Below are 15,996 nucleotides of genomic sequence, written 5' to 3' on the forward strand. Positions count from 1 at the left end.
AGCAGCATCCTCGGCGGTTCAGCTTTCGATCCAGAGAGTGCTCCTCCGCGCTCTACAGGCATGGGCGACTCGCCACTGCGGCGTCGGCTCCCTAAGTTCAACATCCGTACTCAGGGACTCTGTAAGTTCATAGGTGCGAGCATCGGAAGACCCCCTTCAAGCGGGTCCTTGGAGTCAGAGGTACGTAGCGACTATTTCCCCTCCCGCGCCGACCTACGCGAAAGTCATTGACGCGACGGAAGCGACCACATAAGTTTCATCTGCAACAACTCTGCCAAAACGTTTTACCAGTCGTGTTCGAAGGAGAGCCCGTGTCAGAAGAACGTGAATCCATGCAGCGACGCTCCGTGCTCAAAGGGCTCCTCCTTGGAGGCGTCCTGACCTCGGCGGCGTTCGTCGCTCAGAAGCCGGCTCACGCAACCATGCCCAGTGAACAGACGCCGCCCTCCCCTGACCCGTCGGCTGCAACACCCGCCTATTCCATCATCGGCCTCCTGTAATAGGCATCACTTCAAGGAAGAAGACCTATGCCCACCGTTTATGACGTGACGACCTGGTCCGTGCCAGGCAACCCCGGGGCGACCCCTGCCTCCGACATCGGCCTGGTGATCAACAGCATCATCGCGGACATCAAGTCCCAGCAGACGAACCAAGCCTCCAAGCCGGGCGCGGTGATCTACATCCCGCCGGGCGACTATTCACTGAAGACCCGGGTCAACGTCGATGTCAGCTACCTGACCATCCGGGGCTCAGGTCACGGATTTACGTCCTCGAGTATCCGGTACAACGCCGGGAACACCAGCTCGTGGTTCGAGATCAATCCCGGCGGCAGCCGGATCCGCGTGGAGAACACCGACGGCCGCAGCGAGGCATTCCGTGTCTTCCGCGGCGGTGACCCGCGGCTGAGCTCGATCGTGTTCGAGAACTTCTGCCTCGACGGGGTGGGCTTCACGGGTAACCAGAACTCCTACCGCAACGGGAAGACTGGCATCCTCGTCGACTCGGCAAACGACGCGTTCCGCGTCCAGGGCATGGGCATGGTGTACCTTGAGCGCGGCCTCGTGGTGAGAGATGCGGATGCCTTGAGCGTCAGCGGCAACTTCCTTGCCGAATGCGGCAGCTGCGTCGAGCTGATTGGCTCTGGCCAGGCCACCAAGGTCACCGACAACCTTCTCGGCGCCGGGTATGTGGGGTTCTCCATCTACGCCGAGAACCACTGGGGACTCCTGGTCGCCGGCAACAACATTTTCCCCCGCGGCAAGAGCATGGTGCATTTCAAGGCGACGAGCCGGTCGTCCATCACCGCCAACCGGTTCCACGCGTTCTACCCGGGCATGATCGTCTGCGAAGGCACATGCAACGAAAACCTGATCACCGGCAACCACTTCCTGCGCCAGGTCGAACCGTTCATCCCGCTCAAGCCCTACAACAACGGCCTGGACGACCTCTTCGGGCTCGTCCATGTGCGCGGCAACGGCAACAGCGTGATGTCGAACCACTTCTCCTACGATGTGCCGTCCTCCGCTGTCTCCCCGGCAGGCAGGGCCCCGACGATCGTGCTCGTCGCCAGCGGGCAGGACAACTTCATCGCGACGAACAACACGATCGCCAGCATCCCCGTCAAAGCCGTAGTGCTGGATGCGTCGACGATCAGAACCAAGGTCCTCGACAGCGCGACGGCCAGCCAATTCGAGCCCTTGACGACCAACCACACCTTCCGGCCCACCCCCTGATCGGAGTCCCACGCCGCACACCGAACTGCCCCGCCCAACAGAATGGCTGCGCGGGGCAGTCCCATCCCCCATCGGTATTCCATAGGTTCTCCATCGGCACCGCCAACGACGAGGTTGTCGGCGCATCACCAGAAGGGCACCGCATGTCAGCACTCTCCCGCCCCGCGCACAGCGCCCGGGCAGTCATCGCCGCCTGCGTCGCTGCCTTGAGCGTCATCGCTTTGTTCGTCGGGCCCCCGGGACACGCTGTCACGCCGGGGACCGAGGAGTACAGACCGCGCCTGCACTACACGCCGCAGCAGAACTGGATGAACGACCCCAACGGGCTCGTCTATCACAAGGGCGTCTATCACATGTACTACCAGTACAACCCGTTCGGGACGCGCTGGGGCAACATGAGCTGGGGGCACGCCACATCCACGGACCTGCTGCGCTGGCAGGAGAAGCCGGTCGCGATACCGCAGACCCTCGGCACCGGTGGGGCGTCCATCGAGGACATCTTCTCGGGGTCCATCGTCGTCGACACTGCCAACGCCACAGGGTTCGGCACGACTCAGAACCCACCGTTGGTCGCGATCTACACCAGCACCTACACCGGCGCGCACCCCACACTGGCCGGCAAGCAGGCCCAGTCCCTGGCCTACAGCACCGACGACGGGACGACCTGGACCAAGTACTCCGGCAACCCGGTCCTGGATCGCAACTCCGCGAACTTCCGCGACCCGAAAGTCTTCCGCTACGACGGGCCCGCGGGCTCCTACTGGGTGATGACCGCCGTGGAAGCCACCGACCACAAGGTCGTCCTCTACAAGAGCACCAACTTGAAGAACTGGACCTACCTCAGCGAGTTCGGCCCAGCCAACGCCACAGAGGGCATCTGGGAATGCCCGGACCTCTTCCCGCTCCCCGTAGATGGCAACACCGCGAACACCAAATGGGTCCTCGTCGTGAATCTCAACCCGGGCGCTGTCGCCGGCGGCAGCGGCGGACAGTACTTCGTCGGATCCTTCGACGGCACCACGTTCACCTCCGAATCAACCGACCCGATCCAAGGGACTCCGCCCGGAGTCTCGCTCGGCAACTTCAACAACGGCACTTACCAGAACTGGGTCAAACGCACCGGCAGCGGCGCTCAGGACACCCCCTTTCCCACGGCACCGGCCAACGGCACGCTCCCGGGTCAGACACCCGTCACGGGCACCATCGGTGCGGGTATGCTCAACAGCTTCGCCGGCGGTGACGGTCCGACAGGAACCATCGAATCCCCTGCCTTCACCGTCACCGACAACTACCTCAACTTCCTCGTCGGCGGCGGCAACCACACACGCGCGCCCGGGACCCAGCCCGGCAACCAACCACCACCCGGCTATCTCCTCTTCGACGGATTCGACTATCCGGGAACGCTCGCCCAAGCCGGATGGCAGGTCACCGGGAACCTCGACCCCGCCCGCAACCCCTCCACCATCGGTGGGCACTACGCGATCGGCAAACGCATCAACACCTTCGAAGGAGGCCCCAGCGGAGATGACAATCAGGGAACACTCATTTCTCCGTCGTTCTACCTCACCAACACCAACATCGGGTTCCTCCTCGGCGGCGGCGGCCGGACGGACGGAAAGCTCCAGGTCGAACTCGTCGTCGACGGGAACGTCGTCAGAACAGCAACCGGCAAGAACAGCGGGGCGCTCGACTGGCAGAACTGGGACGTCAGCGCCTACTACGGCAAGTCCGCCTACCTGCGGATCATCGACAACGCCACCGGACCCTGGGGCCACCTGACTCTGGACAACATGGTCCTCGGCTCCCAGCCAGCCCAACCCCGCAGCACAGAGACGTCCGTGTCCCTGCTCGTCAACGGGCAGGCCGTCAGGACCTCGACGGGCGCCAACACCGAAAAGCTGGATTGGGCGTCCTGGAACGTCAGCCAATTTCGCGGACAGCAAGCCACGATCCTGGTCACCGACAACAACAGCGGCGGATGGGGGCATATCCTCGCCGACGAATTCTTCCTCTCCCCCACCCCGGCCCTGCCTCGCATGGAGGAACACGACTGGCTTGACTGGGGCAAGGACTACTACGCCACCGTGTCCTTCAACAACGCACCCAGCAACCGGCGGATCATGCTCGGCTGGATGAACAACTGGGACTACGGCCAGGACACCCCCACCAGCACCTGGCGGGGCACCATGGCACTGCCCCGGGAAGTGGCCCTCACCCAGACACCCAAGGGCCCTCGCCTGAAGCAGCAAGTGGTCACCGAAATCGCGAGCCTACGCGCAAGCACAGGCCAGTACGTCGCGCCGGCCCAGGACCTGCCACCCGGATCACGCCTGGTCCCCTTCACAGGTGACCGCCTGCAGATCGACGCCGAATTCTCGCCCGGCACCGCCGAGAACTTCGGCCTGACCGTGCTGGGCAACTCCACGGAAGCGACCCGCATCGGCTACAACACCACCACCGGCCGGCTCTATGTTGACCGGAGGAATTCCGGTAACGAAGGCTTCCATCCCGCCTTCGCCTCCCTCGACCAGGCGCCAGTACAACTGAGCAACGGCAGACTTTCGGTGCGCATCTACGTCGATAAAGCCTCCGTGGAAGTCTTCGCGCAAGGCGGGACAACCACGATCACCGACCAGGTCTTCCCCGCCCAAGGTGCAACACAGATCGGGTTGTTCAGCGACGGAGGCACGGCCCGACTGGAGAGCCTTCGGATCACCCCTTTGGCCAACGCCATGTGGGGTCCCTGACCCGGCGAGCACGGGTGATCGCGTCCACGCAGGGCCCCAGGGCCGCCGCCATCGACCGGTCCTAGGCACCTTCGTCCGGCCGGGCCAGCCCCAAGACACTCATCGGGGCCCACCCCGGCGCCGTCATGCATGATTCCGCCCCCGCAGCGCGGGGCAACGTCCAGAAAGGTCCGCAATGACCCAAAACCAGCGCAATGACCACGGTTCCGGTGCGAACGTTGATGTCCTCGTCATCGGTGAAGCACTCGTCGACATCGTCGTCTCTTCTCAAGGAACCGCGAAACATCCCGGAGGGTCGCCAGCGAACGTTGCCTACGGTCTTGGGCGGCTGGGCGTCCACACCGCGTTGCTGACCTCCATCGGGGACGATCACCACGGCACAACCATCGAGACGCATCTGCGCAGCGCAGGTGTCCACCTGATGCCCGGCTCCAAGAGCCGCGGGGGCACCTCCACCGCAACGGGTGTGCTGACGCCCGACGGGTCGGCACAGTACGACTTCACCATCCGATGGGAGCCCCCACGGATCACGCCATCGAGCATCCCGAAGATCCTTCACACCGGCTCGATCGCGACGTTCCTGGCACCGGGAGCCGCCGTCGTGCGTGAGCTCATCGAGCAGGCACACCAGCACTGCATCGTCACCTACGACCCCAACATCCGCCCGGCACTGCTCGGCAGCCACGCCGAAGCGAAAACCATCTTCGAGGAACTCGCTTCCTTCACCGACGTGGTCAAACTCAGTGACGAGGACGCAGCATGGCTCTATCCACGACTGGCTCCGGATCAGGTCTCCCAACTGATCCTTGACCTTGGGCCCGGACTCGTCGTGATCACCAGAGGTGAGCAGGGGTCCCTGCTCACCATGCAGGACGCAAAGGTAGATATGCCCCCGGTCAAGTCAACGGTCGTCGACACCATCGGGGCCGGCGACGCCTACATGTCCGCCCTGATCTACGGCCTTCTCACGCGCAACGCCCACGGGCTGGAACCTTCCGCACTCGACTCGCTGGGCCGTAGGGCATCCGCGGCGGCAGGCATCACCGTTCGCCGCGCGGGCGCCCACCCTCCCACATCGGAGGAACTGCACAACGAGCTCCAGAAGAACCAGCCCGCGCAGCAGCCACCCACCGCACGCAGCCACAGGGTTCCCGCCCTGATCTCCGGGATCACCACCGACTGACTAGGATCCCACCGAAAGTCGACTGCCAAACGGCCAAAAATGCAGGAAGACGACGGGAAACTTCACCCAGTACCTCTTCAACAGTGCCGTGACGGTGCTCCTCGCGCTGTTCATCATGCTGATCCACGGAGCAGCAGCAGGTTTCGCCCTCGAGATACCGGCCTGGAAGGAAGGATGCACCGTCCTCCCTTCCCCGCGGGAATCAAGCTTCCCACCCGGATGATTCTGCTGCCCCTGTTCACGGTCTACTTCCAGACCGGGCTCACCGGCACCCTCTGGCCTTTGCGGATCACGTACACGGCAACGGGGCTCCCTTCTTTCTCTGGAACGACCTGCTGATCGCACTGACCTTCACGAACTTCGGTGAGCTCCGCACCCTCCAGGTAGGACTGCTCAATTTCAGCGGTCGATTCGGCTCGGTGCAGTACGGCCCACTTTTCCCCGCCACATCGCTCAATGTAATCGGGATGCTTGTGATCTGCTTCTTCTTCGACCAGCAAATCCAGAAGGGCCTGCCGGCAGGATCGGTGAAGGGATGAGCATCACCGAGGAGTCACGTCCTTTGACCGAGCGTGCATCCACAGGGATCAGGGTGCTCCCACCCTTTATTGGACGGGTCTACCTCTAAGGGCTCATGGCTGGCGGTCGCGAGGGCGTCGACGGGACCATCGCGACCCTCCGGGACGAGATCGAGCGGACTATGCGCCTGCTCGGCGTCTCACACCTCGGCGAACTTGAGCCCAGACATGTCACTCAGCTCACGCGTTTCGTGCCGGTAGCCGCGCGGCGTGAGGAGCAGAGCGCAACAACCAGGTGATGGCCGTGGGTGGTTCCTTATTACCCCTGGCTCGTACATGATGACCGGGGGCACAACCGACCAGGGCCGGCGTCAGGCCGAGTTCGGGGGCGGTTCTTAGCTCAGACGTTCGAGAGTTGCGCTGCGCCGAAGGACACCCCGAACTGCACACACCAGAGGTCGACGGCCGGGAACCGGTCGAGATCGACGTCATCCGGGATGGGGTAGACCTGGTCTCCCTGGTTGCCCTTGATCGGGCCGAGGTCCACGCGCTCCGCTGATCCGGCCGTGTACCACCCGTCCAAACCCTCGACCACGTCGGCCGCGCTGAGCCAGACATGGACGTCGGGCCCGTTCGTGGTCTGGAGCCCTTCGATGGCCAGCAGCCGTGAGCCGTCGGGCTGAACGATGATGCTGGCTGTCCCCGACGTCGGATGCTCGTGGTCGACAAATGTGCCCCGGCTCAGCAGGACCGGACCTGCCACACTCTCCATCGGCTCCGGCATCGACGGGCTGGTCGGGGTGGTCGCCGGCCCGCCGTCGCCTTCTGCGCCCACCGGCTCCGGGACGGTGGTGTCCGTCCCGGTCGTCGGTGCTGCTGCGACGGCGGGGATGTCGTCGTCCACGCGGACGTCGACGAACAGCAGCCAGGGCTTGAACACGATCGCGGCGACGACGAGCAGGAGCACGGCCAACGCCGACCCTCCCAGGAGAAGTGCCTTGCGGATGGGCGTCATGCCACAGAGTAGTTCTCCGAGCCTGTGGTTTCCCTGAAAAACGACTGACGAAACGAGGGGCCTCGTTTCAACTCGCCGAGCACCTGCCCGATAGCTCAGGGCTGGTCAAGGATCAGAACACACGCACCTTGGATGTGGTCGCTGCGGCCCGACGAGCTGGGTTACGTCGCCACCGTCCACATTTGCTCGAAGTTCTCGCGGTACTTCGAGTAGATTCTGCGATCATCCGTTTCCACGATGGCTTCATCGTTACGGTGCAAGGACGTCGAGTTGTAGTTGTGGCTTCCGGTGATCACGATGTTGCGATCCGACTTCTTCCCAGCGGGCCGTGGACGATGCGGACCGTGCACCCGGCTTGCCCCATCTGGACGAGTCGATCGGCGATGCCGATCCTGGTTTCGTCCCATTCCGACATACCGATCCGCACTTCGGTTCGGCCTTTCTTCCTGCAGTCGAGTGCGGAAAGCCGGTCGACGATAGGGTCCACGGTGGCACTGGGGGAAAAGTGCGCCGTGATCTTGTCCCCGCGCGTTCCGGCGGTGACGGTCCTGTAGTAATCGGGTTGCTGCACTTCGTCCACGAGGTCGTCGAAGTAGGCGGTGTGTCCCTCGTAGAGAGTGCGATCACCCGCTCGAGTGAACGGAGATGATCCGAGTGGTTGCCTCGAGAGGTACGAAGGGGGAAAGCATCGTTGCACCGGCGGTAAAGGCCTCATCCCATTGTTGCCGGTGTGCGACGGTGGTCATCCACCGTTCCGCCGCAGGCCCGATTCGGGGGGCCGAGCTGGTGGCCTGTCCGGGGTCGGTCAAGTGAACCCGCGCTGTGCGGCAGTGGCCCGATGGTGGGCGCAGGCCGTCCGCAGAGGTCATGCAGCGGCCACGCGATGCCCACCCTGGGGCCGCAGTGCTGCATCAGCCGACTCGACGAAACATGAGTCATCGGCGATTCAGGTCATGGCCCGGAAGGGGTCTGTCGCCCACCCGCCGGGTTGTGCGGCGGGTGGAACGTCCCGCGGTGGATCTCGTAGGAGCGTGAGCGACCGGGCTCATCGGGATCGTCGACGATCGGCTCGTCTGCCATGAACTGGCGGATGACATGGGCCAGTTCGCCGGGGTTGCTGAAGTTGATGGCGTGCGCAGCCCCTTCCATGATCACCACGAGAACGTGGTTGTCCGTGCGGCCGGCCACCTCGCGGACCCGTGCAGGGCTCGGCATGAGCGGATCGCGGTCGCCGATGACCACCAGCGTCGGGATCCTCAGGGCCAGCAGGCGTTCGAGTGACGGGTATCGGGTGAGGGCCTGGAACATCCTGAAGGTGCTGGGAACACCGAATCGGAGGTAGTCCGGGGCTGCGACGCGGAGCATCCCGACCGGCTCCCGGGTGCCGTCGCGGGCCAGTTGACGGACGGCGCGGAGGAGCGGCTGGTTGTACGCTCCCCCGGCGGGCGAGACGAGGACGGCCCGGTCGAGACGCTCCGGATAGCGGTACGCGAACTCGCAGATGATCGGGCAGCCCATCGAGTTGCCGACCAGGGTGGCCGATGTGACGTTCCGATCGTCCAGGAACCGCGCCGCCGCGTGCGCGAGGTCGGGGACGTCGAGAGGTCCGGTCGACCGCCCGCTGCGACCGAAGCCCGGAAGGTCCGGGACCAGGGTGTGGAACTCGTCGCGGAGGCGCTCCGCCGTCGGCAGCAGGTAACGCCCCGAGAGGCCGAATCCGTGCACGTGCATCATGACGGGGGCATCGGGGCAGGCGGGTGATTCCCGGTAGAAGACGTCGACGCCGTCGATGTTCGTCCAGCGTTCCGCCAGTGCCGACGCCGCACGCCTGGGCAACCGGCGCCCCGTGCTGATCGTCACATCGTCTCCGATCGGTCCTGGGAACGCCGGCACACGGGACCTTCCCTCCGCGGGTTGCCGACCATACGTCGAGGGTAGCCCTCGAGCATGCGCCGGGTGTCATTCCCCGAGGGTGATGCGGGCCGCGAACGGTCAGCCTGCGACGTAGTCCGCCAGATGCCTGCCGGTCAGGGTCGAGCGGGCGGCGACGAGGTCGGCGGGCGTGCCCTCGAAGACGACCGCGCCACCGTCGTGCCCGGCACCGGGTCCCAAGTCGATGATCCAGTCCGCGTGGGCCATGACGGCCTGGTGGTGCTCGATGACGATGACCGACTTCCCGGCGTCCACCAGACGGTCCAGCAGGCCCAGCAGGTTCTCGACGTCGGCGAGATGGAGCCCGGCGGTCGGCTCGTCCAGGACCAGCACACCGCCCTTCTCCCCCATGTGCGTGGCGAGCTTCAGCCGCTGACGCTCGCCACCGGACAGGGTCGTCAGCGGCTGCCCGAGGCTCAGGTATCCCAGCCCGACGTCGGACAACCTGCCGAGGATCGCGGCGGCGGCGGGTACTCCCGTCTCCCCCGCACCGAAGAACGCGGCGGCGGCCGCGACGGGCATCGACAGCACCTCGCTGATGTCCTTGCCGCCGAGGGTGTACTCGAGCACCTCGGCCAGGAAGCGCTTGCCGTCGCAGACCTCGCAGGTCGTCGCGACGCCCGCCATCATGGCCAGGTCCGTGAAGATCACGCCCGCGCCGTTGCAACCGGGGCAGGCGCCCGCCGAATTGGCACTGAACAGAGCCGGTTTCACTCCGTTGGCCTTCGCGAACGCCTTACGGATGGGGTCGAGCATCCCGGTGTAGGTGGCCGGGTTGCTGCGGCGCGAACCCTTGATGGGCGTCTGGTCCACCGCGACCACGCCGTCCAGCACGGAGACCGAACCGTGGATGAGGGAGCTCTTGCCGGAGCCCGCCACGCCGGTGACGACGCACAGGACGCCCAACGGGATGTCGACGTCGACGTCGCGCACGTTGTGCGCCGTCGCTCCCCTGATCTCCAACGCGCCGTGCCGCGACCTCACCGCGTCCTTCAGGGCGGCGCGGTCGCCGAGGTGCCGCCCCGTGAGGGTGCCGCTGCGGCGCAGGTCCGCCAGTGACCCCTCGAAGCAGACGCTCCCGCCGGCCGCGCCGGCACCGGGGCCGAGGTCGACGACGTGGTCGGCGATCGCGATTATCTCGGGCTTGTGCTCGACCACCAGCACGGTGTTGCCCTTGTCCCGCAGGCGCAGCAGCAGCTCGTTCATGCGCTGGATGTCGTGCGGATGCAGGCCGATGGTCGGCTCGTCGAAGACGTAGGTGACGTCGGTGAGCGAGGAGCCGAGGTGGCGGATCATCTTGGTCCGCTGGGACTCGCCGCCGGAGAGCGTGCCGGACGAGCGGTCGAGGCTGAGGTAGCCGAGGCCGATCTCGACGAACGAGTCGAGGGTCTCCCCCAGCGCCGCCAGCAGCGGCGCGACGGACGGTTCGTCGAGTCCCCGTACCCAGGCGGCGAGGTCGCTGATCTGCAGGGCGCACGCGTCGGCGATGCTCATGCCGTCGATCGTCGAGGACCGTGCGGCGTCGTTCAGTCGGGTACCGAGGCACGCGGGGCACGGGGTGAACGTGATGGCCCGGTCCACGAACGCGCGGATGTGCGGCTGCATCGACTCGCGATCCTTGGACAGCATGGACTTCTGGATCTTCGGGACGAGGCCCTCGTAGGTGATGTTGATGCCGTCGACCTTGATTTTGGTCGGCTCCCGGTAGAGCAGGTCCTGCAGTTCGCGGTCGGTGAAGTCGCGGATGGGCTTGTCCGCTTCGAAGAATCCGCAGCCGCCGTAGATCCTCCCGTACCAGCCCTCCATGCTGTATCCGGGGATGGTCAGCGCTCCTCCGGTGAGGGACTTCGTGTCGTCGTAGAGCTGGGTGAGGTCCACGTCCGTCACCGATCCCATGCCCTCGCAGCGCGGGCACATCCCGCCGGTCACGGTGAAGCTGCGGCGCTCCTTGACCGTGGTGCCGCCGCGTTCGAAAGTGACGGCGCCGGCCCCGCTGATGGAGGCGACGTTGAAGGAGAAGGCCTGCGGTGGGCCGATCTGCGGCCGGCCCAGCCGGGAGAACACGATGCGCAGCATCGCGTTGACGTCGGTGGCGGTTCCCACCGTGGAGCGCGGATTGGCGCCCATCCGCTCCTGGTCGACGATGATCGCGGTAGTCAGGCCCTCGAGCACGTCCACGTCGGGCCGGGCCAGCGTGGGCATGAAGCCCTGGACGAAGGCGCTGTACGTCTCGTTGATCATCCGCTGCGACTCGGCTGCGATGGTCCCGAAGACCAGGGAGCTCTTGCCGGAGCCGGACACCCCGGTGAAGACCGAGAGCCGGCGCTTCGGGAGCTCGATCGTGATGTCCTTCAGGTTGTTCTCCCGTGCACCCCGGACGCGGATGAGGTCATGGCTGTCCGCCACATGCGCTGCCGCCGGGTCGAGGTCGGTGCTGGTGGTGCTCATGGTGCCTCCAATGTCCGTGCGCCCGCGGGCGGCCCCGCGCACGGCGGACCATCGTCTGCCGGGCGCCACCTTTGATTGTCGTGCCTCCCGACGCCCCCGGCAACGGGCCGGCACCCGGTCGTGTCCGCGGTTGTGCTTTGCTGGACGGATGACCGCCGATGCCCCGTTCCCCGCCGTCCCACTGTCACAGGAGGCGATCGCAGCCCACGTCCGGTCCGTCCTCGACGACGAGCTCCCGCCGATCGTGGCCGCCGGCCACCCGGTCCTACGCCGGGCCGCCCAGGACTACGACGGGCAGCTTGACGACGCCACCCTCGCCCGCCTGATCGACACGATGCGCAGGGTCATGCACGCAGCGCCGGGCGTGGGCCTCGCCGCACCGCAGATCGGCATTCCCCTGCGGATCGCCGTCCTGGAGGATGCGGGAGCCGCGGATCCGGAGATCGCCGCCGCGCGGTCCCGCCCGGCCCTGCCCTTCACGGTCCTCATCAATCCGCGCTACACCGCCACGGCCGGGGAGGTCGACGCATTCTACGAGGGCTGCCTCTCGGTGCCGGGCTACCAGGCTGTCGTCGAGCGTCCCCACCGCGTCGAGGCGACGTACGCGCGCCCGGACGGCCGCATCGTCACCACGGGATTCGCGGGCTGGCCGGCGAGGATCGTCCAGCACGAGACGGATCACCTGAACGGGACGCTCTACCTCGACCGCGCGATCCTGCGGTCCCTCACCGCGGACGCGGAGCACCACCGGTGGGCCCGGCCGACGGTCGACGAGGCGCGGCGGGGCCTCGGCTTCTGACCCCGCCGCCCCACGGCCCTCAGCCGGCGGCGGGGTTCGCCGTCGTGGGAAGGTACGTCGACCACCAGCGAAGGATGTGCTCGAAGCGCTGCCTCCGGTGCCACGGCGACCCCGACCGGGACAGCTCGTGCGTCTCACCCGGGAACACGAGCAGTTCCGTCTCCACGCCCTGCTTCTTCAGGGCCGTGTAATACCGCTGGGCCTGCTCGATCGGGCAGCGGAGGTCCTCCTCCGAGTGGATGACGAACGCGGGCGTCCGCACGTCGGCGATCTTCGCGAACGGGTTCTGTCCGGCGACGTGCGCCGGATCGGTCCCGGTGTACGCCTCGGAGAAGAACCAGCCGATGTCGGACGAGCCGACGAACGACGGCGGATCGAGGTAGCCCCGCTCCACGATGGCCGCCCGGAAGCGGTGGTCGTTCGCGATGGTCCACGCGGTCAGGTACCCGCCGTAGGAGCCGCCCATGACGCCGAGCCGCTCCCCGTCCAGGGCGTCGACGTCGGCGAGCGCGCCGTCGACGTAGGCGAGGACGTCGTCGAGGTCCACGGTGCCCATGGCCTCCTTGATCACGCGCGCGTGCGCCTGGCCGTACCCGGAGGCACCGCGCGGGTTGCACAGCAGGACGGCGTAGCCCGCCGCGGCGTACACCTGGGCCTCGTCGAAGTAGCCCCAGCCGTACTGGGCGAACGGACCGCCGTGGATGACGAGGAGCACCGGGTGCGGCCCCTCGCCCTCGGGCAGGACGACCCATCCGTGCACGGGGGTGCCGTCGGGCGCGGTGTAGGTGCGTTCCTGCAGCTCCCCGACGCGCGTGTCGGCGCGCAGGGCCGCCGAGAAGTCGGACAGGGTGCGCAGGGCGCCACCCTCGACGACGGCGACGTCGCCGGATGTCTCCGGGTCAGTGTAGGAGACGACGACGGTGCTCCCGGTCGACGCCGCCCCGGTGACGACGGTGGGCCCGGTGACGAGGGTCGCGGACTCCCCGCCGGCGGACACGCGGAGGAGTTCGCCCATCCCGCGGGCGCGGTTGAACACCAGCACGGCGTCGGGGCCGTGCGCCACGATCTCCTGGACGTCGCCGAAGTCGACGGTCTCCGGATCCGTCAGGCGCCGGACCTCCTGCGGACCGGTGAGCGGCAGGACGTACAGGGCCGTGTTGCGGGCGACGAAGTCCAGGCCCGACGGCGAGAGGTCCGTGGCGAGGAAGAACAGCGAGGATCCATCGGCGCTCAGCCGTGGTGCTCCGCAGCCGAGGCGCGTGTCCCCGCCCTGGTTCGTGAGCTGGCGAGGATCGCCGCCGGCCAGATCGATCGAGTGGATGTCGGTCACGAGCGTGGAGTCCGCATCCGGCTGGAGTGCCGCGGTGAAGAAGATCCGGCGGCCGTCCGCGGAGAAGACGGGCTCCGTGTGGTCGGCGTCGGCCGTGGTCAGCCGGGTCGCTGTCGGGACGGCGCCCTCGGCCTCGAGGGCGCCCGGTCCGTCGGCGTGCTGCTGCTTGAGGCGGCCGACGGCTGCGACGAAAGGTTCCGCGTCGACATCGGGCACGGTCACCGTGAAGAGCTGCGAGCGCTTGTCCGTCACGTAGCCGAGGCCGTTCATCCGGTACTTGTACTGCGTGACCAGGCGCGGATCCTCCAGCCCGGCACCGACGCCGTCCAGCGTCCCGTAGCGCCCGTGCTCGGGTACCCGCGCGGCGAAGACCACCGTGCGCGAGTCGGGCGAGATGTCGAACCGGCTCACCCCCAGGGGCTGGTCGGTCACCTGGAGGGGTTCGCCGCCGGAGGCACGGACGGCGAACAGCTGGGGCTTGCCGCCCGGCGCCGCCCGGAGGAACAGGAGGAGCTCGCCGTCGGGCGAGTAGCGCGGCGCCGTGTCGCGGAAGCCGCGGGTCAGGCGTCGCCGGGTCCCTCCATCGAGCGCGATCTCCCACAGTTGGCCGACGTACGCGTCGGCGCGGAGGTCGGGGCGGGTCGCGGAGACCACGAGGCGCGTGCCGTCGGGGTGGAGGGTCGGAGCGTCGACGGTGGTCAGGAGTTCTATCTGGTCAGGTTTCACCCTCCCGATCAGACCCGAAATAGTGGCCTGAGTCAACGGGTGAGGTCCGATCCCCTGCCTAGGATGGAACGATGCCCGTCCTCCCCCAGCACCTCCTGACCTGCCCGGTCTGCACGCTCGCGCTCCAGGACGTCGGCCGCGCCCTGGCCTGCGAACGCGGACATCGCTTCGATGCGGCACGTCAGGGCTACGTCAACCTGCTGACCGGCAGGGGCTCCCCGTTCGAGGGTGATACGGCCGGGATGGTCGAGGCGCGGGAAGCGTTCCTGGGTTCGGGTCACTACGCGCCGCTGCGCGAGTCGGTGGTCGCTGCCGCGCTACGGGGCGCCGAGGCGCCGGCGATCGCGCTCGACGCCGGCGCCGGGACGGGGTACTACCTGGAGGGCCTCGCCGCCGCGGTGCCCGGCCTCTTCCCGGTCGCGCTCGACGTCTCGAAGATCGCCCTCCGCCGTGCGGCACGGCGCCTGCCGGGGGGCCTCTGCATCGTCTGGGACGTCTGGCGGCCGCTCCCCGTGGCCGACGCGTCGGTGGACGTGCTCCTCAACGTCTTCGCCCCGCGGAACGCCGGGGAGTTCGTGCGGGTGCTCGCACCCGGCGGGCGCCTCGTGGTCGTCACCCCGCGGCCCGGCCACCTGGCCGGCCTGGAGGAGGTGGGCCCGCTGCTGTCGGTCCCGGCCCAGAAGGCCGACGACGTCCTGGCGTCCTTCGAGGGCGCCCTCGTGGAAACCGGGCGCGACGACCTCGACTACACCATGACCCTGCCGCCGGACCTCGCCCGGTCGGCGCTCGTGATGGGTCCCGCTGCCCGCCACCACGGCGCGGAAGGCGCGACGCCGTCGCCGGGTCCGGCAGCCCCGCTCGAGGTGGCCGCGCGCTTCACCGTGCAGGTCCTCGCTCGACCGGGCGCGACGGCCCGCCGCGACGGGGTCCCCGAGGACCCGGAGGACGGCACGGAAGGGTAACAACTCCCCGATCCCGGCCGGCGATCCCTAGGTTATGCCGCGCCCGTTTGCCATGATGGGAGTAGCGCTCGGGTCACGCGCGCGCCGAGGAGGGGGTTGCTCGATGGACTGGATAGTCGCCAACGGCTGGGTCCTGTGGCTGGTCCTGTTCCTGGGCCTCGCCGTCGTGGAGACGCTCACCCTCGACCTGCTGTTCATCATGCTCGCCGTCGGGGCGATGGCCGCCCTCGTGGCCGACTTCATGGGCGCGGGGCTGGTCCTCCAGATCGTCGTCTTCGCCGTGGTGTCCCTCCTCATGATCCTGCTCGTCCGGCCGGTGGCGGTCCGTCACCTCAAGAGGGGCCCGGCCGACCAGCTGAACAACATCGACCGCCTCGTGGGCGCCGCGGCCGTCGCCCTCGAACCCGTGACCGCGCACTCCGGCACCGTGAAGATCGGCGGCGACACGTGGACCGCCCGGTCGGCCGACGGCGCCTCCCTCCCCGCCGGGGCGCGCCTGGCCGTCGCGAGGATCGACGGGGCCACCGCCGTCGTCGAGCCCGCGCACGAGCGCCCCTCCCCTCCGGTCGCCGAGCCGTGACCGCGCGCCGCTAGTTCTCCCGC

13 protein-coding genes and 1 pseudogene are annotated in these 15,996 nt (G+C 67.4%); 7 read left to right on the forward strand and 7 right to left on the reverse strand.

Going from position 1 to position 15,996, the window contains the following annotated elements:
• Window positions 1-527 precede the first annotated feature (527 nt).
• The 3 genes from ACSGDB_RS09230 to ACSGDB_RS09240 all read left to right on the forward strand — a co-directional run bounded on the left by ACSGDB_RS09230 (window position 528) and on the right by ACSGDB_RS09240 (window position 5,663).
• Window positions 528-1,733, forward strand: a complete 1,206-nt coding sequence (locus tag ACSGDB_RS09230; RefSeq protein ID WP_434994307.1) for a NosD domain-containing protein — start codon at window positions 528-530, stop codon at window positions 1,731-1,733.
• A gap of 143 nt (window positions 1,734-1,876) precedes the next feature.
• Window positions 1,877-4,480, forward strand: a complete 2,604-nt coding sequence (locus ACSGDB_RS09235) for a GH32 C-terminal domain-containing protein (protein WP_434994308.1) — start codon at window positions 1,877-1,879, stop codon at window positions 4,478-4,480.
• Between the two features lie 175 nt (window positions 4,481-4,655).
• Complete coding sequence (locus ACSGDB_RS09240; protein WP_434994309.1) at window positions 4,656-5,663, forward strand: carbohydrate kinase family protein; 1,008 nt, start codon at window positions 4,656-4,658, stop codon at window positions 5,661-5,663.
• Between the two features lie 245 nt (window positions 5,664-5,908).
• Here ACSGDB_RS09240 and ACSGDB_RS09245 read toward each other — a convergent pair whose 3' ends face one another.
• Window positions 5,909-6,163 (reverse strand): hypothetical protein, encoded by a 255-nt coding sequence (locus ACSGDB_RS09245; protein ID WP_434994310.1) that lies wholly within the window; start codon window positions 6,161-6,163, stop codon window positions 5,909-5,911.
• A gap of 107 nt (window positions 6,164-6,270) precedes the next feature.
• Between ACSGDB_RS09245 and ACSGDB_RS09250 the strand changes: the two are divergent.
• A pseudogene (locus ACSGDB_RS09250) lies at window positions 6,271-6,480 on the forward strand (alpha-hydroxy-acid oxidizing protein); the annotation flags it as partial.
• Window positions 6,481-6,581: 101 nt separating this feature from the next.
• Here ACSGDB_RS09250 and ACSGDB_RS09255 read toward each other — a convergent pair.
• The 5 genes from ACSGDB_RS09255 to ACSGDB_RS09275 form a co-directional block, all read right to left on the reverse strand.
• Window positions 6,582-7,196, reverse strand: coding sequence for a DM13 domain-containing protein (locus ACSGDB_RS09255; RefSeq protein WP_434994312.1), 615 nt, complete (start codon window positions 7,194-7,196; stop codon window positions 6,582-6,584).
• Between the two features lie 161 nt (window positions 7,197-7,357).
• Complete coding sequence (locus ACSGDB_RS09260) at window positions 7,358-7,603, reverse strand: phospholipase D-like domain-containing protein (RefSeq protein ID WP_434994313.1); 246 nt, start codon at window positions 7,601-7,603, stop codon at window positions 7,358-7,360.
• A complete protein-coding gene (locus ACSGDB_RS09265; protein WP_434994493.1) occupies window positions 7,489-7,776 on the reverse strand; it encodes a hypothetical protein in 288 nt (95 codons plus the stop codon). The genes ACSGDB_RS09260 and ACSGDB_RS09265 overlap by 115 nt, the downstream gene beginning before the upstream one ends.
• 371 nt (window positions 7,777-8,147) lie before the next feature.
• Window positions 8,148-9,056, reverse strand: a complete 909-nt coding sequence (locus ACSGDB_RS09270) for an alpha/beta fold hydrolase (RefSeq protein ID WP_434994314.1) — start codon at window positions 9,054-9,056, stop codon at window positions 8,148-8,150.
• Window positions 9,057-9,188: 132 nt separating this feature from the next.
• The gene (locus ACSGDB_RS09275) at window positions 9,189-11,576 is read right to left on the reverse strand and encodes an ATP-binding cassette domain-containing protein (RefSeq protein ID WP_434994315.1); all 2,388 of its coding nucleotides are present in this window, start codon (window positions 11,574-11,576) and stop codon (window positions 9,189-9,191) included.
• A gap of 148 nt (window positions 11,577-11,724) precedes the next feature.
• On the opposite strand from ACSGDB_RS09275, the gene ACSGDB_RS09280 reads away from it, so the two are divergent.
• Window positions 11,725-12,375: a peptide deformylase gene (locus ACSGDB_RS09280; protein WP_434994316.1), complete on the forward strand. Its 651-nt coding sequence runs from the start codon at window positions 11,725-11,727 to the stop codon at window positions 12,373-12,375.
• A 19-nt stretch (window positions 12,376-12,394) separates the two neighbouring features.
• Here ACSGDB_RS09280 and ACSGDB_RS09285 read toward each other — a convergent pair whose 3' ends face one another.
• Window positions 12,395-14,431: a S9 family peptidase gene (locus ACSGDB_RS09285; RefSeq protein ID WP_434994317.1), complete on the reverse strand. Its 2,037-nt coding sequence runs from the start codon at window positions 14,429-14,431 to the stop codon at window positions 12,395-12,397.
• A gap of 71 nt (window positions 14,432-14,502) precedes the next feature.
• On the opposite strand from ACSGDB_RS09285, the gene ACSGDB_RS09290 reads away from it, so the two are divergent.
• Together ACSGDB_RS09290 and ACSGDB_RS09295 are read left to right on the forward strand one after the other, a co-directional pair.
• Window positions 14,503-15,393, forward strand: a complete 891-nt coding sequence (locus ACSGDB_RS09290) for a putative RNA methyltransferase (protein ID WP_434994318.1) — start codon at window positions 14,503-14,505, stop codon at window positions 15,391-15,393.
• A gap of 103 nt (window positions 15,394-15,496) precedes the next feature.
• Complete coding sequence (locus ACSGDB_RS09295; RefSeq protein ID WP_434994319.1) at window positions 15,497-15,973, forward strand: NfeD family protein; 477 nt, start codon at window positions 15,497-15,499, stop codon at window positions 15,971-15,973.
• Window positions 15,974-15,996: the final 23 nt, after the last annotated feature.

The sequence above is a fragment of the Arthrobacter sp. Ld5 genome (assembly GCF_051172775.1).
Classification (GTDB): domain Bacteria; phylum Actinomycetota; class Actinomycetes; order Actinomycetales; family Micrococcaceae; genus Arthrobacter_D.